Annotated in this window: 18 protein-coding genes and 1 pseudogene; 10 read left to right on the plus strand and 9 right to left on the minus strand. The window is 74.8% G+C overall.

What is annotated here, in order from left to right:
- Positions 1–117: 117 nt before the first annotated feature.
- Positions 118–999, plus strand: a complete 882-nt coding sequence (locus AB0L45_RS22275; RefSeq protein ID WP_365842453.1) for a helix-turn-helix transcriptional regulator — start codon at positions 118–120, stop codon at positions 997–999.
- Here the strand turns inward: AB0L45_RS22275 and AB0L45_RS22280 are convergent.
- Positions 943–2,037, minus strand: coding sequence for a glycosyl hydrolase family 18 protein (locus tag AB0L45_RS22280; protein ID WP_365842455.1), 1,095 nt, complete (start codon positions 2,035–2,037; stop codon positions 943–945). The two genes, AB0L45_RS22275 and AB0L45_RS22280, sit on opposite strands and share 57 nt — an antisense overlap.
- Before the next feature lie 92 nt (positions 2,038–2,129).
- Entirely contained in the window at positions 2,130–3,014 is an 885-nt protein-coding gene (locus tag AB0L45_RS22285; protein WP_365842457.1) for a short-chain dehydrogenase/reductase, read from the minus strand.
- A gap of 270 nt (positions 3,015–3,284) precedes the next feature.
- Between AB0L45_RS22285 and AB0L45_RS22290 the strand changes: the two genes are divergently transcribed.
- Complete coding sequence (locus AB0L45_RS22290) at positions 3,285–3,740, plus strand: SRPBCC family protein (RefSeq protein WP_365842459.1); 456 nt, start codon at positions 3,285–3,287, stop codon at positions 3,738–3,740.
- Between the two features lie 25 nt (positions 3,741–3,765).
- Positions 3,766–5,403, plus strand: coding sequence for an NAD(P)/FAD-dependent oxidoreductase (locus AB0L45_RS22295; RefSeq protein WP_365842461.1), 1,638 nt, complete (start codon positions 3,766–3,768; stop codon positions 5,401–5,403).
- Positions 5,404–5,500: 97 nt separating this feature from the next.
- On the opposite strand, the gene AB0L45_RS22300 is transcribed toward AB0L45_RS22295, so the two are convergent.
- Positions 5,501–6,625: a selina-4(15),7(11)-diene synthase gene (locus AB0L45_RS22300; RefSeq protein ID WP_365842463.1), complete on the minus strand. Its 1,125-nt coding sequence runs from the start codon at positions 6,623–6,625 to the stop codon at positions 5,501–5,503.
- A 280-nt stretch (positions 6,626–6,905) separates the two neighbouring features.
- Between AB0L45_RS22300 and AB0L45_RS22305 the strand changes: the two genes are divergently transcribed.
- The gene (locus AB0L45_RS22305; protein WP_365842465.1) at positions 6,906–7,727 is read left to right on the plus strand and encodes a class I SAM-dependent methyltransferase; all 822 of its coding nucleotides are present in this window, start codon (positions 6,906–6,908) and stop codon (positions 7,725–7,727) included.
- Positions 7,728–7,767: 40 nt separating this feature from the next.
- Here AB0L45_RS22305 and AB0L45_RS22310 read toward each other — a convergent pair whose 3' ends face one another.
- The 3 genes from AB0L45_RS22310 to AB0L45_RS22320 form a co-directional block, all read right to left on the minus strand.
- Positions 7,768–8,637 (minus strand): alpha/beta hydrolase, encoded by an 870-nt coding sequence (locus AB0L45_RS22310; protein ID WP_365842467.1) that lies wholly within the window; start codon positions 8,635–8,637, stop codon positions 7,768–7,770.
- A 110-nt stretch (positions 8,638–8,747) separates the two neighbouring features.
- Positions 8,748–9,260 carry a hypothetical protein gene (locus AB0L45_RS22315; protein WP_365842602.1) on the minus strand — a complete coding sequence of 171 codons (513 nt, stop codon included), beginning with the start codon at positions 9,258–9,260 and terminating at the stop codon, positions 8,748–8,750.
- Positions 9,261–9,400: 140 nt separating this feature from the next.
- Complete coding sequence (locus AB0L45_RS22320; RefSeq protein ID WP_365842469.1) at positions 9,401–12,280, minus strand: LuxR family transcriptional regulator; 2,880 nt, start codon at positions 12,278–12,280, stop codon at positions 9,401–9,403.
- Positions 12,281–12,478: 198 nt separating this feature from the next.
- On the opposite strand from AB0L45_RS22320, the gene AB0L45_RS22325 reads away from it, so the two are divergent.
- The 6 genes from AB0L45_RS22325 (at position 12,479) to egtD (ending at position 19,718) form a co-directional block, all read left to right on the plus strand.
- Positions 12,479–13,393 carry an MBL fold metallo-hydrolase gene (locus AB0L45_RS22325; protein ID WP_365842471.1) on the plus strand — a complete coding sequence of 305 codons (915 nt, stop codon included), beginning with the start codon at positions 12,479–12,481 and terminating at the stop codon, positions 13,391–13,393.
- A 20-nt stretch (positions 13,394–13,413) separates the two neighbouring features.
- Entirely contained in the window at positions 13,414–14,922 is a 1,509-nt protein-coding gene (locus AB0L45_RS22330; RefSeq protein WP_365842473.1) for a carboxylesterase family protein, read from the plus strand.
- 288 nt (positions 14,923–15,210) lie between these two features.
- On the plus strand, positions 15,211–16,629 hold the full coding sequence (egtA, locus tag AB0L45_RS22335; protein WP_365842475.1) for an ergothioneine biosynthesis glutamate--cysteine ligase EgtA: 1,419 nt from the start codon (positions 15,211–15,213) through the stop codon (positions 16,627–16,629).
- Positions 16,626–17,942 (plus strand): ergothioneine biosynthesis protein EgtB, encoded by a 1,317-nt coding sequence (egtB, locus tag AB0L45_RS22340; protein WP_365842477.1) that lies wholly within the window; start codon positions 16,626–16,628, stop codon positions 17,940–17,942. Before egtA ends, egtB begins: the two co-directional genes overlap by 4 nt.
- Positions 17,943–18,003: 61 nt before the next feature.
- Positions 18,004–18,759 (plus strand): ergothioneine biosynthesis protein EgtC, encoded by a 756-nt coding sequence (gene egtC, locus AB0L45_RS22345; RefSeq protein WP_365842479.1) that lies wholly within the window; start codon positions 18,004–18,006, stop codon positions 18,757–18,759.
- The gene (gene egtD / locus AB0L45_RS22350) at positions 18,756–19,718 is read left to right on the plus strand and encodes an L-histidine N(alpha)-methyltransferase (RefSeq protein ID WP_365842481.1); all 963 of its coding nucleotides are present in this window, start codon (positions 18,756–18,758) and stop codon (positions 19,716–19,718) included. Before egtC ends, egtD begins: the two co-directional genes overlap by 4 nt.
- Positions 19,719–19,954: 236 nt before the next feature.
- On the opposite strand, the pseudogene AB0L45_RS22355 reads toward egtD, so the two are convergent.
- From AB0L45_RS22355 to AB0L45_RS22365, 3 genes and pseudogenes are all read right to left on the minus strand, one after another.
- Positions 19,955–20,745: pseudogene (locus AB0L45_RS22355) on the minus strand (alpha/beta hydrolase).
- A 39-nt stretch (positions 20,746–20,784) separates the two neighbouring features.
- On the minus strand, positions 20,785–21,603 hold the full coding sequence (locus AB0L45_RS22360) for a thioesterase family protein (RefSeq protein WP_365842483.1): 819 nt from the start codon (positions 21,601–21,603) through the stop codon (positions 20,785–20,787).
- Between the two features lie 161 nt (positions 21,604–21,764).
- Positions 21,765–22,670 (minus strand): EamA family transporter, encoded by a 906-nt coding sequence (locus AB0L45_RS22365; RefSeq protein WP_365842485.1) that lies wholly within the window; start codon positions 22,668–22,670, stop codon positions 21,765–21,767.
- Positions 22,671–22,774 lie beyond the last annotated feature (104 nt).

The raw sequence follows: 22,774 nt of genomic DNA on the forward strand, positions 1-22,774 counted from the left end.
AAGCGGTCGGTATGCCGGAGGGAACAGCCGATCGCCAGGAGCCCGGAACCCGCACCGTCGGAGCCTGACAACGGCAGGGTCAGGCACGGCGCGCCCCGGTGGACGACACTGGCCGTCATGGACACACCCGCCGAGCTGGGCAACTTCCTCAGAACCCGCCGCGCCCGCCTCCAGCCCGAGGACGTCGGCCTGGTCTCCTACGGCGCCCGGCGCCGCGTACCGGGCCTGCGCCGCGAGGAGCTGGCGCAGCTGGCCGGCGTGAGCGTCGCGTACTACACACGGCTCGAACAGGGCCAGAGCCACAACGCCTCGGACGAGGTCCTCGACGCGCTCGCCCGCGCCCTGCGGCTGTCCCCCGACGAACGTGCCCACCTGCGCGACCTGGCCCGCCCCGCCCGGGCCCGGCGCCGCCCGGCCGTCCGGCCCGACAAGGCGCGCCCCGGCACGCTCCAGCTGCTCGCCGCCCTCGGCGAGGTGCCCGCCCTGGCGCTCGGCCGGCGCTTCGAGGTGCTGGCGTGGAACCGGGCGGGGCACGCGCTGGTGGCCGGGCACCTGGACTTCGGCAGCCCCGGCCGGCCGCTGGACCGCCCCAACACCCAGCGGTTGCTCTTCCTCGACCCGCACACCCGCGAGCTGTACCCGGACCGCGAGACGGAGACCCGGCGGGCCGTCGCCGCGCTGCGCATGGCGGCCGGGCAGCACCCGGACGACCAGCAGCTGGCCGAGCTGGTCGGCGAACTGTCCATGAAGAGCGCCGAGTTCAGCGCCCTGTGGTCGCGGCACGGCGTCAGCAACTGCAGCTTCGGCGTCAAGCACTTCCACCATCCGCTGGTGGGCGCCATGGAGCTGGACTTCGAGATGCTGCACACGCCGGACAGCTCCGGGCAGGGGCTGCTGATGTTCACCGCGCGGGCCGGCAGCCCGTCCGAGGCGGCGCTGCGGCTACTCGCCGCGCAGCGCCTTCCAGAACCCCGGATCCTCGAACCCGAGCGCCCATAGCCCGCTGTTCCGCACGCCGTACTTGCGCAGCACCGGCAGGTGCGCGGCGACACCGCGCGCGTCCTGGTACCAGACGTGGTGCACGGCCCGGCCCTGCCGGTACGTGAAGTGCGGCGTGCCGGACTTCTCGTCGAAGCGGTAGGCGGCGCCCTTACGGCGGCGCAGCGCTTCCGCCTCTTTCCAGGTCACGTGCTTGGCGCGGGCCCTGACGCCCTGGGTCCAGTCCCACCCGTAACCGGGGAAGGCCACTTCCAGCTTGTCGCGCGGCACGGTGCGGGTGGCGTACCGCAGGAACTCCTCGTACCAGGCGAGCGAGGACAGCGGGCCCGGTGCGCCCTCCGCCCAGTGCAGGTCGTAGCCCATGATCCGGACGCGGTCGGCGGCCTTGCCGAGGCGCACGTAGTCGTACGCCTTGCCGGAGCCGCCGGTGCGGGCCATGACCGTGATGACGCAGCTCTTGCCCTTGGCGTGCAGCTTGGCGCACAGCTCCTCGGCGAACAGCGCGTAGCCGGTGCGTACCCGCTCCCGCATCCGGGCGGTTCCGGTGGTCGCCATCGTCTCGTAGTCGAGGTCGATGCCGTCGTACGCGCGGGAGGCCACCAGCCGCAGCAGCGCCGCGATGTGCGCGCCGCGGCGGGCCCGGTCGTGCAGCAGCGCGGCCATCGCGGCGGCGTCCATGGACTCGTTGACGGTCGGCACGACCTTGATGCCGGCCCGGTGCAGCCCCTCGATGACCTGCCGGTCCCCCGCGTCGTGCTGGCCCTTGACGGTGGTGGCGGAGGTGGCCCGGTACCAGAAGGGGCTGACGGTGTGCAGGTGGGCGGCGTTCTGGAGGGCGTCGCGGTAGGCGCCCTTGGTGTCGCCCCAGTAGGGCAGCCAGGCGGAGACCGTTCGGTCCGTGGCGGCCGTACGGTCCCGGGGCGCGGCACCCGTACGGTCCTGGGCCGCCGCGCCGGGAGTCAGGGTGGCGGCGACCCCGGCCGCCGCCAGCAGGAACACGAGCCCGAGCCGCGCCCGGGGAGCCGATGCTTGGTCCATGCCCCGAGCTTGTCCCGGGGGCGGCGGGACCGCGTGCCGGTTGCGCCGAACGGCCGCGCCCCGCCCCGCCCCCGTCCCCGCCCTGCGGACGGTCAGGCACGGAGGTCGCCGGAGTCCTCGGCCGCCCGGCCGCCCGCCCCGAGCAGCCCGGTCGCCGGGAGGTCGGCGCGGCCCGCCAGGCGCAGGAACGCGCGGCGGGAGCCCTCCGTCACGATGCCCGGCAGGACGGCGCGCACCGCCTGGCCCGCGCGCAGCCACGGCTGTGCGTAGACCGTGGCGGCCCGCCGTTCGATGCCCCGTACCATCCGGTCGGCCACCGGCGCGGCGTCGTACGTCTTCGACATGGGCCACGGCAGATGCGCCCGCAGCTCCCGCATCGCCGCCCGGCGGTCGGAGGCGCGCACCATCTCGGTGTCCGCCCAGCTGAGGTACGCGGTGCCGACACCCACCCCACGGTGCGCCAGCTCGGCGCGGAGCACCTGTGCGAAGGTCTCCACCCCGGACTTCGAGGCGCAGTACGCGGAGAGCATCGGCGCCGGGCCGATGGCCGCGAGGGAGGCCACCTGGAGGAGGTAGCCCCGGGTGCGCAGGAGGCCGGGCAGGAAGGCGCGGGCGGTCACCGCGCTGCCGATCAGGTTGACCTCGACGACGCGGCGCCAGACGGCCGGGTCGGTGTCGAGGAAGGGGCCGCCCGCCACCACCCCGGCGTTGGCGACGACGACGGACGGCGGGCCGAAGCGGCGCTCCACGAGCGCGGCGGCCCGGTCCATCGCGTCCTCGTCGGTGACGTCCACCGGCCAGTGGGCGGCGTGCCCCGGCAGGCCGGCCGCGACCCGCTCCAGTTCGTCCTCCTCCAGGCCGAGCAGGGCCACGTCGGCTCCCCGCCGTACGAGTGAACGTGCCATGTGCGCGCCCAGACCGCGCGCGGCGCCGGTCACCACGGCGGTGCGTCCGCGCAGGGGGAGGTCGTGGCTCACGGGCGGTCCTCCACGGGCTCTGCGGACGGTGCCGGGGGTGTGGGCGGTACGGGCGGGTGCGGGGAGGTCAGGCGGGCGGATCCGGGGGCGGGTACCCGGATGCGGGCTTCCTCAACGTAACGCCGTGACGGCCGCGCGGCCCGGCGCGCGCCCGTGTGTGGCCCGGTGCCCCGTGGGCACACGGGTGTGGTCCCGGAGGCCGAACCGAGGGGACCGGCCTACGCTGACAAGCGACGCCGACGACCGGTTCCCCCCGACGTTGGAGACCGCATGGCGGTAAGACATCAGTTGATCAAGAGGCATCCTGACGCGGTGTGGGCGGTGCTCGCCGACGGCACGCGGTACCAGGACTGGGTGGTCGGGCCGTACCGGTCGCGGCCGTGCGAGGGCGACTGGCCGGAGCTGGGGGCCACCCTCTCGTACAGCGTGCGCCTGGGGCCGCTGAACCTCACCGGCCGGACCATCGTGCGGCGCTGCGAAGCCCCGCGGGAACTGGAGCTGGAGGTGGACAGCGGCGCGCTGGGCACCGCGCGGATCGCGATCGAGATCCGCCCCTGGGGCGACCACAGCCTGATCATCATGGACGAACACCCCCTGCAAGGACCCGGCGGGCTGGTGCACAACACCGTCCTGGACGCGCTGTTCCAGCTCCGGCACCGCAGCATGCTGGGCCGGCTGGCCAAGGTCGTCGAGAGCTGCCCGCGGCAGCCGAGCGAGGCGGTGTGACGAGCGCGGCGGGAAGGAGGCCGGAATGCCGGACGCGGTAGTGATCGGTGCCGGCCCGAACGGGCTGGTGGCCGCCAACCTGCTGGCCGACGCGGGCTGGAGCGTGGAGGTCCTGGAGGCACAGCCCGAGGCGGGCGGCGCGGTCCGCAGCGACCGCGGCGTACACCCCGACTTCGTCAACGACGTGGCCAGCTCCTTCTATCCGCTGGCCGCCGCCTCGCCCGTGCTCGACGCGCTCCGCCTCGACGAGCACGGGCTGCGCTGGAGCCACGCGCCCCGGGTCCTCGCGCACCCGCTGACCGACGGCCGGTGCGCGGTGCTGGAACGCCGGCGGCCGGCCACCGCCGACGGACTGGAACGTTTCGCCACCGGCGACGGCGCCGCCTGGCAGCGGCTCTGCGAGATCTGGGACCGGGTGGGCCCGGACATCCTGAGCGCCCTGTTCACGCCGTTCCCGCCGGTACGGGCCACGGCCCGGCTCGCCGCCCGGCTGCACAGCGCGGGCGGCCTGCGGCTGGCCCGCACGATGGTGCTGCCGGTACGGCGGCTGGGCGAGGAGGAGTTCGGCGGCGAGGGCGGCCGGCTGCTGCTCGCGGGCAACGCCCTGCACGCCGACCTGGCGCCGGAAGCGGCGGGCAGCGGCGGCTTCGGCTGGCTGATGTCCATGCTGGGCCAGTCGTACGGATTCCCCGTGCCGGTCGGCGGCGCGGGCGCGCTCACCGAGGCCCTGGTACGGCGGCTGGAGGCGCGCGGCGGAGTGCTGCGCTGCGGTGAACGCGTGGCCGAGGTCGTCGTACGGGCGGGCCGCGCCGTGGGGGTGCGCACCGCGGGCGGCGAGCCGGTGCCCGCGCGCCGGGCCGTGCTGGCCGACGTCTCCGTACCGTCCCTGTACGGCGACCTGGTCGACAGCCGGCACCTCCCCACCCGGCTGCTGGCGGACCTGCGCCGCTTCCAGTGGGATTTCGCGACGTTCAAGGTGGACTGGGCGCTGGACGGCCCGGTGCCGTGGGCCGCCCCGGAGGCGGCAGGCGCCGGCACCGTGCACCTGGCCGACGGCGTCGACGAACTGACACGGTTCGCCGCGCAGCTCGCGGCGGGCCGGGTACCGGACCGGCCGTTCGCCCTCTTCGGGCAGATGACCACGTCCGACGCCACCCGCTCGCCGGCCGGCACCGAGTCGGCGTGGGCGTACACCCACGTACCGCACGACGTCCGCGCGGACGCCGGGGACGCCGGCATCACCGGCACCTGGAGCCCCGGCGAGCAGGAGGCGATGGCGGACCGGGTGGAGGAGCAGGTGGAACGGTACGCACCGGGCTTCCGCGCCCGCGTCCGGGCCCGCCGCATCCTCGCGCCGCCCGCCCTCCAGGCGCTCGACGCCAACCTGCACGGCGGCGCCATCAACGGCGGTACGACCGCCATGCACCAGCAGCTCATCTTCCGCCCGGTGCCGGGCACCGGACGCCCGGAGACGCCGGTCAAGGGCCTCTTCCTGGCCTCGGCCGGGGCGCATCCGGGCGGCGGCGTGCACGGCGCGCCGGGTGCCAACGCGGCGCGCGCCGCCCTGCGCAGGCGGTCGCCGAGCAACACGCTCACTCGTCTCCAGCGGTCGCTGACCGGCCGCAACCGGCTCGGCGACCGCCCGGACGACCCGGCGGAGTGAGCCGGCCGGGTGCGCGGTGGGCTGTGCGGGGGGGGGAGCCAGCGCCCTGCCCCGGGGGCCGGGTATCAGCCAAGTGCCCTGCTCCGGGGGCCGGGGGTCAGCCGGTGGGCTGCGCCGCCCACGCGTGCGTGCGCGCGCCCTCGTCCGCTCCCCCGCGCGCCTGCGCGTGGGCGGCCGGGATCAGGTCCCACCACCAGGAGATGACGGGGATGTCCAGCGGCGCGTGGCTGGCGTCGGTGGGCGTGGTGCGCAGCGTCGAGGGCAGCTGGGCCGGGTCGTCCGGGGTGGTGTAGCGCAGGGAGGTGATGCCCCAGTCCTGGGAGCCGCGGATGAATGTGCCCAGATTGTGCAGGTACTGGCGCAGCTGCGGGCTGGCCTGCTGCCGCAGGTGTGCGCTCAGCCGCATGAACAGCGTCATCACGCGGTCCCGCTGGGCGATCGCCGTGGTCAGGGCCTCGTCCTGGGATATGCCGTACTCGTTCTGCAGGACGCGCAGCACGTTGAGGTAGTAGCCCGGGCCCCGGCTCTCCTTGTGGTGGGAGAAGATGTCGTTGTCCCAGGTGATGATGAAGGAGGCCATCTCGGCGGCGGCGCGAACGGACGTGTGCTCGCGCTCGTGCGGCTGGAGTTCGTAGCCGTGCCCCATCTCCAGCATCGGCAGGACGACCGAGGTGGCTCCGTCGTACAGACGCATCAGGGTGTAGTCGGGCAGGCTCGGCACGGCGCCCGAGCGGCGGTAGGACGCCTCCCACACCACGGAGAAGAAGTACTCGCGCAGGGCGTCGACCCAGCGGGCGGCCTGGCCCGCGGTGCCGTACCGGGAGACGCGGTGGCGCAGGTCCCGGACGCCTTCGGCGAGGCTGTCGCCCGGCAGGATCGGGGCCTCGGGGTTCTGTGCCACGCGCAGCAGCCGGTGCAGTACGCCCGTCAGCGCGCCCGGGTCGTGCCCGAGGTCGCTCTCCTCGCAGTAACCGTCGTCGACGCCGAAGAGCCACAGCACGAAGTCGGCGAGCAGGGAGACGACCTCTTCCCGGCCGTCGGGCAGGATACGGGCGGAGAAGCCGCCGATCCCGTGGGTGACCAGGCGGGCGCGCAGCTCGTCGGAGCCTATGGAGAAACGATTCGCCCATGCGGTCGTCCGGGCCTCGATCTCCAGGTGCCGGGGATGGATGGCGGGCGGAAGGGGCGAGTAGGTCGGCGGAACGGTCAGCTCGGATCCCACTCCTGACCACCTCTCAGCAGCGTCACGGCACAGGGGGCCGGATATGGAAACAGACATGCCGGTCTTTGATCGATCAACTGTGGCGCATAGTACGCACCCGGCACCCCTGATCCAATAGTGTCTCCGTGTCTATGACAAGTTTCGGAGGCATCCGGTCCGTTTTCTCCCGGAGCCCGGCCGCCCGCACGCCGCACCGCCGGTCAGCACCACCGCGCGCGGACACCGGGGCGCTCCCCGCCGTTCGACGGGCCGTCATCCCCGCACCGGAAAGGCGGCGGCCATGCCGACGTTCTCCACCGCTTTCGACGCCGCCGAACGGCGCGCCTGGGCCGGGCGGGCGGCGGCGTACGAGCGGAGTTTCGCCGCGCTCTGCGCCCACCCCGTACCAGCGCTGCTCGACGCCGCGGAGGTACGTACCGGCCTGCGTGTCCTCGACGCCGGCACCGGCACCGGCACGGCGGCCCGCGCCGCCGGCGAGCGCGGCGCCACGGTGACGGCCGTGGACGCCGACCCCGGCATGGCCGCCCGCGCCGCCTCGGCCGTCCCGGACGCGGACGTGTGCGTCGCGGCCCTGCCCCGTCTGCCCTTCGCCGACCGCCGGTTCGACGCCGTGGTGGGCAACTTCGTGCTCAACCACGTCGGACGCCCGCGCGCGGCTCTCGCCGCATTGCGCCGGGTCGCGCGCCCGGGCGCCCGCGTCGCGCTCTCCCTCTGGGCGGCTCCGCCGGCCCCCGGCCAGGCCCTGATCGGCCGCGCGATCCGCGCCGCGGGCGTCACCCGCCCCGCCCACCTGCCCACCCTCGCCCCCGAGGACGACTTCCCCCGTACCGAGGAGGGCTTCGCCCGCCTGCTGCGTGCGGCGGGGCTCGCCGACGTCCGCTGTACGACGCTGGCCTGGGACCACCGGGCCACCCCCGACGAATGGTGGAGCGGGCCCGCCGCCGGGGTGGCGTCGGCCGGCCAGATCGTGGTGAGCCGGCCGCCCGCGGAGATCGCGGAGATCAAGCGCCGGTACGACGCGCTGTGCGCGCAGTTCACGGGGCCGGACGGGCGGCTCGTCCTGCCGCACACCGCGCTGGTGGGGAGCGGTCGGGTGCGGTGAAGGGCGCCGGGCCGTCGGGCGGGCCGGGCGGGCACGGATGTCAGCCGGGTTCCGGCAGGAACTCCCGCAGGTGCCCGAGCAGCGCTTCCGGCGCCTCCTCCGCGATGAAGTGGCCGCATTCGGCGATCTCCGCGCCCGTCACCTGGTCCGGGTCGGCGGAATAGTCCCGCCAGATGTCCAGCGTCGGCAGCCGCGCGGGCAGGCCGGCCGAGCCCCACAGGGCCAGTACGGGCACGGTCAGCAGCCGCCCCTCGGCGAAGTCCGCGTCGTCGAGCGCGGTGTCGTCCTCCGCGGCCCGGTAATCGTCGAAGCCCGCACGCAGCGCGCCGGGGCGGGAGAACGCCGCCACGTACGCGTCCACGGCCTCGTCGGTCAGGGCGTGCCGGTGGTAGGTCCAGCGCTCGAAGAAGTACTCCAGGTAGCCGCGGATGTCCGGGGCGACGAGCCGTTCGGGCAGGTCGGGCTGGAGGTGGAAGAACCAGTGCCAGTAACCGGCGGCGATCGTGGCGTCCATCCGGCGGAGCATCTCGCGCGTCGGCACGATGTCCAGGAGCGCGACCCGCTCCACCTGTCCCGGCCGGTCCAGGGCCCAGCGGTGGGCCACCCGCGCGCCCCGGTCGTGCCCGACGACGGCGGCCCGGGCGAAGCCCAGCGACTCGACGAGACCGGCCATGTCGGCCGCCATCCGCCGCTTGTCGTACCCGGTCGTGGGCTTGTCGCTGCGGCCGTAGCCGCGCAGGTCGGGCGCGACGACGGTGTAGTCCCTGGCCAGTTCGCCCAGGACCGGCTGCCAGCAGCGGGAGGTCTGCGGCCAGCCGTGCAGCAGCACCACCAGCGGGCCGGAGCCCGCCCGGGTGTAGTGCAGCCGCAGGCCGTCCACCTCGGCCACGCCTGTGGTCGTACCGTCCACCGTCCGTTCCTTCCCGTGCCTTGTCCTTTCAGGGGCTGGCAGTACGCGGCCCGCACCTCCTCGACAGGGCGGCGGCCGCCGCGCGCAGAGCGCTACGGAGCTCCGCCGACTCAGGTACGCCCCTCCCGCTCCTGAGCGTCCTTCAGGTCCGTGGAGGGGGCTGCCCAGCGGGCCCGTACGACCGGGAAGCCCGCCTGTTCGCAGGCGTCGCAGACCAGTTCGTCGTCGTCCACGACATGGCGCACCTCGCGGTTGCCCGCCAGGCGGCGCAGCAGTTCCAGCTTGGTGTACCGGGCGGGGCGCCGGTCCTCGTTCGGACGCATGTGGAGCCGTCCTTCCGGCAAGCCGTGCCGCCCGAGCCAGGCCAGCGTGTCCCGGCGGCAGCGCTCGGGGCGGCCGGTCAGGTAGACGACCTCGCACTCCTCGGCGCTCTTCCGGGCCAGTTCGACGCCCGGCGCGAGCGGCGGGTCGTCCGGCGCCGCGGCGAAGAAGCCCTTCCAGTCGCGCGGCCGGCGCTCCAGGAAGTGCTGGCGGTGTCCGGTGTCGGCGAGCGTGCCGTCCAGGTCGAAGACCGCCAGGGGCCGCGACGCCGCGCCGCGACCGCCGCTGCCCGCTCTCGTCATCGCGTCCCCTCGTCCGGTGCCGGCCGTTCCGGCCACCGGAACGATCGTACGTGAGCCGTGCCGCCGGGGCCCGGAGCGCGGGGCGCCGTGCTCGGTGCCGCCACCGGCGGCCCGCACGGGGCGGCATCCGGCAGCACCGGTCAGCTCTCCGCGTCCCCCGTCCCGTCGACGAGGTCGCGCAACTGCGAGCGGGCGGTGACGCCCAGCTTGGGGAAGCTGCGGTAGAGGTGCGAACCGACCGTGCGCGGGGAGAGGAAGAGCCGTTCGCCGATCTCGCGGTTGGTCAGGCCGCGGGCGGCGAGGGCGACGATCTGCTGCTGTTGCGGCGACAGTTCGGCGAGCGCGTCGGGGGCTGCCGCCGTGGCGTCGAGGCCGGCGGCGCGCGCTTCGGCCCGGGCGCGCTCGGTCCACGGGCGCGCCCCCAGGCGCCGGAACGTCTCCAGGGCTTCGGCGAGCAGGGGCCGTGCCTCCGCGATGCGCCGACGGCGCCGCAGCCATTCGGCGAGGTCCAGCAGGGTCTGGGCACGCTCGAAGGGCCAGGAGGCGAACGCCGGGTCCGCCAGGGCCGCCCGGAAGTGCGGTTCGGCGTCGGCCGTGGCCGCCAGCAGACCGCGGGCGCGGCCGAGCAGGGCGCGCAGCCGGGGTGAGGCGTCGTCCCCGAGCGTGCGGGCGCAGCGCTCGACGATCGCGGCGGCCTCCGCACGCCGGCCGCTGCGCACCGCGGCGGCGGCCAGGTCCGCGAGGGCCGGACAGGAGGCGTGGTAGTGGACGGGCGCGCCGTCTGCCGTGAAGACCGACCGGAGTTGATCGTACGCGGTGTCGTACGCGCCGTCCGCGGCCGCGGCGGCGCCGAGCGCGCGCCGGGCGTAGACGGCGACCGAACGGCTCTCCAGCGGGTCGATCAGGGCCAGCGCGTCCTCGGCACGGGCCCGGGCTGCCGCCGCGTCGCCCTGGTGGGCCAGCACCACGGCGTCCACCGCGGCCGTACACGCCACGGCGTGGTCCAGCCCCGCCGCGGCGCCGACCGCCGCCGTACGGGCGCACACCTCGCGGGCCTGCCCCCACCTGCCCAGTTCCACGTAGGTCCAGGCGGCGGCACCACCCAGCCCCGCCGGCAGCGGTCCGTGCGGCTGCCGGTGGTCGAAGGCCGTGTCGAAGGCGCGTGCGGCCCGCGGGGTCTCGTCCAGGAGCCATGCCATGACCGCGAGAGCGGTGAGCCGGTCGGGCCGGTGCTCCGCCGCGGCGGTCGCCGCACGCAGGGCCGCCACGAGCTGCGGTCTGCCGCGGAACGGGTCCGATACGGCTCGCACCCAAGCGCGCAGCCAGCCTTGCGATGTGGGCTCGCACTCGGGGATGAGCCGCAGTATGTCCCGGATGTCCTGCCGGTGGCTCTCCTCCCCGGAGTAGAAGCGGACCACGGCGGCCGCGGACAGGAAGTCGAGCGCCGTGGCGGGCTGCGCGGCCGCCAGCTCCCGGGCCGTACCGGCGAGCCGGGCGAAGACCACGCCATGGCGTACGGTCAGCGCCGCCAGCCGGCCGACGTGCGCCGCCGCGGCGGCCAGCAGCACCGGGTCGTCGGTCCGTGCGCGCGCCGCGGCGGCCAGTTCCTCGACCCAGGCGAGATCGCCCGTGAGCACGGCCGTGCCGGCGGCTTCGACCAGCAGCCGGGCGCTGTCCGCGCGCCGTGGTGCCAGTTCGGCGGCGCGTTGCAGGGCCTTGGCCGCTGCCGCGTGGCCGCCGCGGCGGCGGGCCCGGCCGGCGGTCCGCTCCAGTGCGGCGGACACGGCCGCGTCCGGGCGGGCGGAGGCGGCGGCGAGGTGCCAGGCACGCCGGTCCGGTGCGTCGCGCAGCCTCTCGGCGAGCGTACGGTGGGCGTCGCGCCGCGCTTCGAAGGGCGCCGCGTGGTACACGGCGGACCGCACGAGCGGGTGGCGGAACCGGATGTCCCGGCCGGTCCGGCGGATGAGCCCGGCCTCCTCGGCGGGCGGCCAGGCGGCGTCGTCGGCGTACGGCAGCCCGGGCGCACCCTCGGCGTACGGCAGCCCGTGCCCGTCCTGAGCGTACGGCAGCCGTGCGTCGCTCCCCGTGTGCGGCGGATGCCCGGCCGGTCCGGCCTGAGCGGAGTCGGCGGTGTCCAGGGCGGCCAGGAGGAGCAGCGCCCGCGTGGTGCGGGCCGGGAGGCCGTGCAGGCGGGCGGCGAAGAGCTGCTCCAGACGGTCGGTGAGCGGCAGCGGGCCCGCGGACAGCGGATCCCCGGCCTCGGCGGCGGACCGCGCCAGCTCGATCAGTGCCAGGGGGTTGCCGCCCGCCTGGTCGAGGACGCGGGTCCTGACCCGGCCGGTGGGGCGCTGCGGCTGGAGGTCCAGGAGGCGGTGGGCCGCGGTGTCGTCGAGCGGGCCGAGGGTGAGCGCCGGTACGTGCCGGTCGAAGCCCGGGAGGCGGTCGCCGGTGCGGACGCCGGCCAGCAGCGTGACGGGCTCTTCCGCCAGCCGCCGGGCGGCGAAGGCCAGGGCGTCCAGGGAGGCGCGGTCGCACCACTGGGCGTCGTCCAGTACGACGAGTACGGGCTGCCGCTCGCCCAGCGCGGACAGCAGGCTCAGGACGGCGAGCCCGGTCAGCATGGGGTCGGGGGACGCCGCGGCCCGTCCCGTACCGAAGGCGTCGTGGAGCGCCGCGCGCTGCCGCTCCGGGAGCGTGTCGGCCACGGACCGTACCGGCCGCAGCACTTGGTGCAGGGCGGAGAACGCGAGACCCGACTCCGACTCGCTCCCGCCGGCGCGCAGGACCCGGGCGCCCTGCGCCGCGGCCCGGCGCGCCGCGGCGTCCAGCAGCGCGCTCTTCCCGGCCCCCGGGTCTCCGGTGAGGATCAGCACCGGGCCGGCCGCGGCTGCCGGGTCCGCCGCCCGGGAGTCCACCGTACGGAAGAGGCGCGCCAGTTCCGCGCCCCGGCCGACGAGGGAGTCCTCCGTGTCGGGCACCGGTCCCCCGGCCGCGCCGGAGGCCGCTGGGTGCTCGTCCACGGGGTCTCCAGGGGTGTGGGCTCCCGTGCCGGAGCCGCCGTGCCTCGTCACGCCCAGATTACAAGCGGCCGGATCACCCGCCGCGACGGCGTACGGGGCGTGCGCGGGTGCAGTCACCTGACGGATACCGCGCAGGCGCGGGCCGTTCGTACGGTTCCGGGACAGCTCACGGATTCGCAAAGGCACGGTAGGGAAACCATGGAAACCATCGAACTCGGCAAGGTCACCGTCACGCGCGTCCGGGAATTCTTCGGCCCGGTCGGCATGACGCCGGACACGTTCTTTCCCGACCTTCCGGAGCGCGTGTGGAAGGACAACGCCTCCTGGATCTCCCCGGATTTCATGGACGCGCGGACCCGTGTCGTCCGGTCCGCGGTCCAGACCTGGCTGCTGCGCAGCGAAGGGAAGAACATCCTGGTCGACACCGGGGTGGGCAATCACAAGGAGCGCCCGTACGCCCCGGTCTGGAGCCGTCTCGACACCGGGTTCCTGGCCGGTCTCGCCCGGGCCGGTGTCGCGCCCGAAGACGTGGATGTCGTCATCAACACCCATCTCCACGTCGATCACGTCGGCTGGAACACGTATCTGGACGGGCGGAACTGGGTGCCCACCTTTCCCAACGCCACCTATCTGATACCGAAGGACGACTTCACGTTCTGGAACCCCCTCAACCATCACCGGCCGTTGCTCGGCCGCGGCAATCAGAATGTCTTCGAGGACAGCGTGGCGCCCGTGCACGAGGCCGGTCTGACGCTGCTGTGGGAGGGCAGCCACCGGATCGACGCGAACCTGCGCCTGGACGCGGCCCCCGGGCACACCCCCGGCTCCTGCGTGCTGACCCTCGCGTCCGGCACGGACCGCGCGGTGTTCGTCGGCGACCTGCTGCACACCCCGCTGCAGATCCTCGAACCGGACGCCAACAGCTGCTTCTGCGAGGATCCCGCGGGCGCCCGCGCCACCCGGCGCAAGGTGCTGGGCCGGGCGGCCGACACCAACGCCCTGGTGATCCCCGCGCACCTGGGCGGCCACGGTGCCGTGGAGGTGGTGCGCGACGGGAGCACGTTCGCCGTCAAGGGCTGGGCCCCGTTCACCCCGTACACCGAGCAGGACTGAGGCCGCAGAGAGGCATGCCCGTGAGACCGACGCACCACCGTCACCCGGCCCCCGTCGTGACCACCGCGCAGGGCGCTGTCCGCGGCCTGCGCCAGGACGGCACGGCCGCCTTCCTGGACATCCCCTACGCCGCCCCGCCCGTCGGCGCCGGACGGTTCGCGCCGCCGCGGCCGCACGCGCCCTGGGACGGCGTACGGGACGCCACCGCGCCCGGCCCCAACGCACCGCAGTCCGCGCGGAATCTGGGCAACCTGGACATGACCCCCTACTTCGGCACCGGCTGGAGCCGCGGAGAGGACTACCTCACCGTCAACGTCTGGACGCCGGCGGACGCGGCCGGCGGCCTGCCCGTCATGGTGTTCGTGCACGGCGGCGGGTTCGTCGCCGGCTCGACGCGGTCCGCCCTGTACGACGGCTCCGGCTTCGCCCGCGACGGCGTCGTGCTGGTCACCCTGAACTACCGGCTCGGCATCGCGGGCTTCCTCGACCTCCCCGGCGCGCCCGCCAACCGCGGCCTGCTCGACGTCGTCGCCGCGCTGCGCTGGATACGCGAGAACATCGCCGCCTTCGGGGGTGACCCGGACCGCGTCACCCTCTTCGGCCAGTCGGCCGGGGCGACCATCGTCGGCGGCGTCCTCGCCACCCCCGAGGCCACGGGCCTCTTCCGCCGGGCCATCGTCCAGAGCGGGAGCGGCCTGGGGGCGTTCACGGGCGAGCAGGCAGCGCGCGTCACCCGGGCGGCCGCCGCGGCGCTGGGGGCCGAGCCGCACGCCGGCGCGTTCGCGGACCTCAGCGACGAGCGCCTGGCCGAGGCCGCGGCCGGGCTGGCGGGCATCGACCTGCGCACCGGGACGCACCGCGACCCGCTGCTCGGCCTCAGCCCCTTCAGCCTGGTCCTCGACACCCAGCCCGCCGAGTCCGTCGCGGCCGGGTCCGGCTCCGGCGTGGACCTGCTGATCGGCACCAACGCCGAGGAAGGGAACCTCTACCTGTCCCCGGTGGGCCGGTACGCCACCTCGACCGCCGCTGACGTCGACGCGGTGGCGGCCGCCTCGCACCCGGCCCCGGCGCGGCTCGTCGAGACGTACCGCACCGCACGTCCCGGTGCGTCCTACGGCGCGCTGCGGTCCGCCGTCATGGGCGACGCGCTGTTCGGCGCGGGCAGCTGGGCCCTGGCTTCCGCCCATGCCGCCCACCCCGGGGCCGCCACCTTCGCCTACGAGTTCGCCTGGCGCTCCCCGGCCCTGGGCGGAACGCTCGGCGCCGCCCACGCGGTGGAGCTCCCGTTCGTCTTCGACCGCACGCAGCTGCCCCGGCTGCGCGGACCCGGCGGCCTGCTCGGCCCCGGCGCGCCCCCCGCGGACCTCGCCGCACGGATGCACGGCAGCTGGGTCCGGTTCGCCACGACCGGCAGCCCGGGCTGGGAGCCGTACGACAACGAGCGCCGGCGGACGATGCGCGTCGACGCCGCCTGGGTCCTGACCGACGACCCCCGCGGCGCGGAACGGCGGGCCTGGGCCGGGGCCTGACCGGCCGGGGTCCGCCGGCCCCGCCGCTCACCAAATTCGCACAAAGAAACGAACCCTCCGTACCGCCTCCGCACCCCCCTCCGTCCCGTGCCCACCACGGCATCACCGCAGGCAGAGACGGACGCACCGGCCCGGGAGCCAGGCCGCCCCGGGCCGGTGCCCTCGCGCGCCGGCACCGGGCCGACGAGAATGTGCCCTTGAGTGCGCCGCCCGCACCCGCTTAGGTGGGGGACGGCATTCCCGCCGTCGGACGGCAGCCGCCGTCCCGATCCGAGGGAGTTGGAGCCCATGCCTGCACGGCCGTCGGTCACGGAGGCGGAGCTGGAGGCCCACCTGCGTGGCATCTGCTTCAAGACCGGACCGCCCCGGCGCACCGGCGTCGAGATCGAATGGCTGGTCCACGACGCCCACCACCCCCGATGTCCCGTCGACCCCGCACGACACCGCGAAGCGGCCGCCGCACTCCGCGCCCTCCCCCTGCGGTCGGCCCTCACCTTCGAACCCGGCGGACAGCTGGAGCTCAGCTCGCTGCCCGCCACCTCCCTCACCGCGTGCATCGAGGCCGTCTCGGCCGACCTCGCCCTGGTGCGCCCCGCCATGCGGGAGCTGGGCCTGGGCATGGCGGGCCACGGCCACAACCCCTGGCACCCCCCGCGGCGGGTGCTCATCGAACCCCGCTACGACGCCATGGAGGCGTACTTCGACCGCTGGGGCCCCGCGGGCAGATCCATGATGTGCGGCACCGCGTCCGTACAGGTCTGCCTGGACGCCGGCCAGGAGGAGCCGGGCCCGCTCGGCCTCGGCCGCCGCTGGCGGCTGGCGCACCTGCTGGGCGCCGTCCTGGTCGCCGCCTTCGCCAACTCGCCCGTCAGCGAGGGCTGCCCGACCGGCTACCGCTCCACCCGCCAGCTGGTGTGGTCCCAGATGGACCCGGCCCGCACCCTGGCCCCGCCGGACGGCCCTGACCCGCGTGCCGCCTGGGCCGCCTACGTCCTGGACGCGCCCGTGATGTGCCTGCGCGGCGACGACGGCCCGTGGGACGCGCCCGAGGGGCTGACGTTCCGCGACTGGGTCCGTACGGGTGCGCCGCGCCCGCCGACCGAGGAGGACCTGGACTACCACGTCACCACGCTCTTCCCGCCCGTACGGCCGCGCGGCCACCTGGAACTGCGCATGATCGACGCGCAGCCGGGGGACAGCGGCTGGGTCGTGCCGCTGGCCGTCACGGCCGCGCTCTTCGACGACCCGGAGGCCGCCGAGAGCGTGTACCGCGTGGTCAAGCCCCTCGCCGAGACGGCCGGAGCACGGCCCGCGCCGCGCAATCCGCTGTGGCGGCACGCCACCCGCGCCGCGCTGACCGACCCCGAACTGCGGGCCGCCGCGCTGGCCTGCTTCACCATCGCGCAGGAGGCGCTGGCCCGGCTGGACGTGCCGGCCGGGGTGCGCGGCGCCGTCGCCCGGTTCACCGAACGCTATGTGGCACGGGGCCGCTGCCCGGCGGACGACCTGCTGGACGGGGCGTACGGGGAGCCGTCCGCGACGGATGAAGGGCCGCCCGGTCCGGTGGGCACCGCCCCGCCGGAACCCCGCACCCTCTCGTCCGCCGCCCCCCTCGGCGCCTCCCCCGCCGCGCCCCGCACCGGCCCGGCCCACCCGGTGGACGCCGCGTACGAGGACCAGCTCACCCCTGGGAAGGACAGTCTGTGACCCACGATCCCGAGTCGCTCCGGGAACGCGCGGCCCGCGCCCTGCTCGCCGCGCGTGACCGTACCCGCGCACTGACCACCTGCGTCGACGACCGCGACCTGACCGCCCAGCACTCCCCCCTGATGTCACCGCTGGTCTGGGACCTGGCGCACATCGGCAACCAGGAGGAGCAGTGGCTGCTGCGCGCGGTCGGCAAGCGGGACGCGCTGCGCCCGGACATCGATTCCGTGTACGACGCCTTCGAGCACCCGCGTGCCGAGCGCCCGTCCCTGCCCCTGCTGCCGCCCGCCGAAGCCCACGGCTACGTGGCGGACGTCCGCGGCCGGGTCCTGGACGTGCTGGAGAGCAGCCCGCTGCGCGGCGAGCCCCTGCTGGACTCCGCCTTCGCGTTCGGCATGATCGCGCAGCACGAACAGCAGCACGACGAGACCATGCTCATCACCCACCAGCTGCGGCGCGGCCCGGCCGTGCTCACAGCCCCCGAACCGCCGGTGACCTCCGACGGCATCCTGCCCGCCGAAGTCCTGGTGCCCGGCGGCCCGTTCACGATGGGCACCTCCACCGAACCGTGGGCCCTGGACAACGAACGCCCCGCCCACCGCCGTCTGCTGCCGTCCTTCCGCATCGACACCACCCCGGTGAGCAACGGCGCCTACCTCGATTTCGTCGAGGACGGCGGTTACGACGAGCCACGCTGGTGGACCACCGAGGGCTGGGACCACGTCCGCGAACACGGGCTGCACGCGCCGCTGTTCTGGCGGCGCGACGGCGGCCGGTGGCTGCGGCGGCGCTTCGGCGTCACCGAGCCCGTACCGCCGGACGAACCGGTTCTGCACGTGAGCTGGTACGAGGCCGACGCGTACGCGCGATGGGCGGGCCGGCGGCTGCCCACGGAGGAGGAGTGGGAGAAGGCCGCCCGGCACGACCCGGTCAGCGGCCGGTCCCGGCGCTACCCGTGGGGCGACGAGGACCCGGGGCCCGCCCACGCCAACCTGGGCCAGCGGCACCTGCGCCCCGCGCCCGTCGGCAGCTACCCGGACGGCCAGTCGCCGCTGGGCGTACGGCAGCTGATCGGCGACGTCTGGGAGTGGACGGCGAGCGACTTCCTGCCGTACCCCGGCTTCGCCGCGTTCCCCTACCGCGAGTACTCCGAGGTGTTCTTCGGCGGCCCGTACAAGGTGCTGCGCGGCGGTTCGTTCGCCGTCGACCCGGTGGCCTGCCGGGGCACCTTCCGCAACTGGGACCTGCCGGTACGGCGCCAGATCTTCGCCGGCTTCCGCACCGCCCGCGACGCGGACACGGCGGGCGCATGAGGGCCCCGATGCCGCCGGAGCCCCGGAAAGCGCAGCTCAGCATCGTCCGGAGGCGACCCTGATGTGCCGCCACCTCGCCTACCTCGGCCCGGAACTCCCCCTCGGCGCCCTGATCACCGCCCCGTCCCACGGCCTGTACCGCCAGTCGTGGCAGCCGCGCCACCAGATCCACGGCACGGTCAACGCGGACGGCTTCGGCGTCGGCTGGTACGCGCCCGGCGACCCGGTGCCCGCCCGGTACCGCAGGGCCGGGCCCATCTGGGCCGACCCCGGCATCCTGGACCTGTGCCGGGTGGTGCGGACCACCGCGCTGCTGGCCGCCGTACGGGACGCCACCTTCGCCGGCGCGGACCCCGAGGCAGCCGCCGCGCCGTTCGCCGAGGGGCCGTGGCTGTTCAGCCACAACGGTGCCGTACCGGGCTGGCCCGGCTCACTGGCCGGCCTGGCCGCCGAACTGCCGCCGCACCGGCTGCTGTCCCTCCAGGCGCGCTGCGACTCGGCCTTCCTGTGGGAGCTGGTGCACCACCGCCTCAGCGCGGGCATGGACCCCGCCGAGGCGCTGGCCGACACCGTCACGGCGGTGTCCGCCGCCGCGCCCGGCGCCCGGCTGAACCTGCTGCTCACCGACGGCGTCACGATCACCGCGACCACCTGGGGCGACTCCCTGTTCCACCTCGCCGAACCCGGCCGCAGCACCACCGTCGCCTCCGAGCCGTACGACGCCTCCCCCCACTGGACCGAGGTCCCGCCGTACACCCTGCTCGCGGCCACGCCCACCGACGTCCTGCTCACCCCGCTCAAGGAGCCCACCGCGTGAGTCCCCTCACCGTCACCCGCACCCTGCCCGCCGACGCCACCACCGCCGCGCTCCGCGCCGACGTGGCGCACGGGCTGACCCGCACGGCCAAGCAGCTGCCGCCCAAGTGGTTCTACGACGCCCGCGGCAGTGAGCTCTTCGACGAGATCACCACCCTGCCGGACTACTACCCGACCCGCGCCGAGCGCGAGATCCTGATCAGCCGGTCCGCCGACATCGCCGCGGCCACCGGCGCGCGCACCCTCGTCGAACTGGGCTCCGGCTCCTCCGACAAGACCCGCCACCTCATCGCGGCCCTGACCGGCCTGCACACCTACGTCCCGGTCGACGTCAGCGGGACCGCCCTGACCGCCGCCGGCGAAGCCCTCCTCGACCTCCACCCTTCGCTGACCGTCCACGCCCTGGTGGCCGACTTCCAACAGGGCTTCGCCCTCCCCGGCACCCCCGGCCCCCGGCTGCTCGCCTTCCTGGGCGGCACCATCGGCAACCTCCTCCCGGAAGAGCGCGCCGCCTTCCTGCGCTCCGCCCACGACCTCCTCTCCCCCGGCGACGCCCTCCTCCTGGGCACCGACCTGGTCAAGGACGAGGCCACCCTCGTAGCCGCCTACGACGACGCGACGGGCGTCACCGCCGACTTCAACAAGAACGTCCTGCACGTCATCAACCGCGAACTGGACGCCGACTTCGACCCGGCCGACTTCGAGCACGTGGCCCTGTGGAACGCCGAGCGGGAATGGATCGAGATGCGGCTGCGGGCGACGAAGGAACTGACGGTGAAGATCCCGGCACTGGATCTGGCGGTGCCGTTCGCGGAGGGCGAGGAGATCAGGACGGAGATCTCGGCGAAATTCCGGGAGGAAGGGGTGCGGAAGGAGCTGGGGGCCGCGGGGTTCGACCTGAGCCGCTGGTGGACGGACGCGCAAGGGCGCTTCGCGCTGTCCCTGGCCGTACGGAGCTGACACCCGCCGGCTACCGGCCCGCCCTCGCCGGACCCTGGACCCGACCCCCACCGGGCCCTGTTCCAGGGTCCGGGCGGATGCCGGTGGCCGCCCCGGCCACCGGGCGTCCTGGGGCAGTCCGAGGCGCGCGTCAGGCTGTCCGCGTAACTCTCGACCTGGTTCGCGTGGACCCGAGCCGGCCTGACGGCGGCGGATCAGAAGAGCGAAGTTTCCATGCCCGCTTCAGGGGCGTCACATCAGACGTCCCGAAGTCGCTCGGCCAGGAAGTCGAGTACGAGCCGGCTCGCCGTGCCGCGGAATTCCTCGAAGTAGGCGTGGCGGGCGCCGGGCAGCAGGACCATGCGGGCGCCCGGAATGCGGCCGGCGAGCAGGGGCGCGTTGGCGGTGGGGTTGAGGAGGTCGTCGGTGCCGTGCAGGACCAGGGTGCGGGCGCGGATGCCGGGCAGGTCCTCCCAGGCGTCGTGGTCACGGCCGGCCGCCAGGTGCCGGCGCCTGGCGTGGGCGGGCATCGTGGGATCCCCCAGCGTCCGGTGGGGGCCGGGGTGGGCGGCGAGCCAGGCGGGCGTGTACATGAGTGCGGCCAGGGCGCGTTGCGCGGCGGCCGGGTCCGTGGTGGCCAGCGAGCGGCGTACGGCGGCGCTCCGTTCGACGCCGTACCGGCCGCCGGGGGACGTGCAGCCCAGAATGAGGGCGCGGACCCGGCCGGGATGGCGGGCGGCCAGTTTCTGGGCGACCCGGCCGCCCATGGACGTGCCGTAGACGTCCGCGCGCCGATCCCCAGCGCGTCGAGGACCGCGATCACGTCGCCGGCGAACTGCTCCGTGCTGTACGGGACGTCCGGCACGTCGCTGTCGCCGGTGCCCCGGGGGTCGAGGGTGAGTGTGCTGCGGGCGGCGTGGAAGTCCTCGCGTACGCCGTCCCACCACCGGTGGCTGTTGGCCTGGCCGGGGAGAAGGACCAGTACGGGCCCCGCGCCGCGGAGCTGGTAGGCGATACGGGTTCCGTCCGGGGTCGTCACGTGCGGCACGGCGGGCTCCCGGTGCGTCGTTGCGCGGATCGGGTCATGTCAGCGGCCGGCGACCAGCAGTGTCTGCAGGATGCGGCCGCAGTCGCCCGCCGTGTCGTCGAGCTGTCCGAGCGCCAGTGCGGAGCCGGCGGGACTGGCGGCGGTCGAGGCGCGGATGCAGAGCCATTCACCGACCGGGTCGCGGTGCAGTGCCAGCGTGATGTCGGTGTTGATGACGAACTGGCGGACGTGGTCGAGCTCGGAGGCGACCGCCCAGTTGCTGTCGGCAAGGGTGAGCGCGCGGGTCAGCGGTGTGTCCGGTTCACCGGCCACCAGGGGGATGCGCTGGCGCGCCCAGACGGTTCCCGGCCCGGGGGTGTCGAAGTCCGTTCCGGGTTCGAAGCGCCATTCCATCGCGGCGACGTATCCGTCCAGGTGGGCGCCGGCCATGGTCCGGGGTGCCTGGGGTCCGGGCAGGGGCGGTGGTCCGCTCTCGGGGCGCAGCCGTGGGGTGTCGGCCGGGCCGGCGGCGATCCGCCACGCCCGCGCGAGCATCACCGTCTCGCCGCCCGAGGCCAGTTCGCCCTCGACCAGTTCCGTACGCCCTCCGGAGCGGCAGGTACGCACCTGGACGTGCAGGCCGCCGACGGGGACCGGGCGCGGCAGGTCCACGGTGACGCGTGCGACGCGGAATCCTTCCCGGGCCTCGTGCCGCTCCAGGGCCCGCCCCAGCAGGGCCGAAGGCGGCCCGGCGTGCTGGGTCTTGGTGCTCCACGGGCCCGCGGTGGCGGCGGTGCTCTCGTAGTGGCCGGCACCGAGGCTCCGGTAGAACGTCCGGTGCTCCGTTTCCGGCGGCCCGTCCGGCGAAAGATCAGTCATGGGGACTGTCTACTGCACGTCCGCTGCCGCGGGCCATGCCTGTTCAGGAATCGTGTACGTCCTTGCGGCCGCCCGCCGCGGAAAGAGCCAGTCGACCGCATGGTGCCCAAAAGGGCACATCGGAGAGTGCGGAATACGGAATGCGGCGGCGAACCGGAGCCTCAGGGAGTCGCGGCCGGTACGGCCGGCCGCTCGGGCTGGAGCGGAGCCGGCTTTTTCGTACGGCGCAGCATTCCCACCGCGATACCGGTGATGACGAGTGCCGTGGCGCAGAAGGTCAGGACGGTCATGCGTTCGCCCTGGAAGATCCAGGCGGAGGCCAGGCCGAATACCGGGACGAGCAACGAGAAGGGGGCGACGGTGGGTGCGTCGTAGGTCCGCAGCAGGTATCCCCATGCGGCGAATCCGAACAGCGTCGCGCCCCACGCGACGTACAGCGCGGCCCCCACTCCGCTGAGGTTCAGATGCTGCAGCGCTCGCAGGTCCGCTTCCCAGCCCTCGAAGGGTACGGAGATGAGCGCCAGCGGAACGGGCGGCACCACACTCACCCAGACCATGAACCGGAAGGTGTCCGGCGGACTGGCCTTGCGCATCGCGACGTTGGACAGTCCCCAGCATGCCGCCGCGCCCACCACCAGCAGGAATCCGGCCAGTGTGCCGGCTGACGAGTCCAGCCCGGCCAGCACGATGCCCACCGAGGCGATCGCCGTGCCGACGACCTGGACCCGCCGGGCGCGCTCCTTCAGCAGCACCGCAGCGAAGAGCACGGTGAACACCGCCTGGCCCTGGAGCACCAGGGAGGCCAGCCCCGGGGGCAGCCCCATGTGCATGCCGACGAACAGCATCCCGAACTTCATGATGCCGAGCGCGACACCGACCGCGATCACCCAGCGCCAGGCGACCCGGGGCCGCCCGACGAAGAAGACCGCGGGCAGTGCGGCCAGGAGGAAACGTACGGCGGAGAAGAGCAGTGGCGGAAAATCGCGCAGCCCCACGTCGATGACAACAAAGTTCGCGCCCCAGACGGCGGCGACCGTCACCGCCAGGGCGACGTGTACGGGCTTCATGCCAAGGGCTCCTGGGGACGCGCTTTTCGGGACGTCCCATCACAGCAGCCGCACGTCCGGGACGGCCAGCGAAGATTTCTGAAGGTGGGGTATTAGCATCGCTT

This window comes from Streptomyces sp. NPDC052496 (genome assembly GCF_040679095.1).
In the GTDB taxonomy this organism is placed as follows: Bacteria; Actinomycetota; Actinomycetes; order Streptomycetales; family Streptomycetaceae; genus Streptomyces.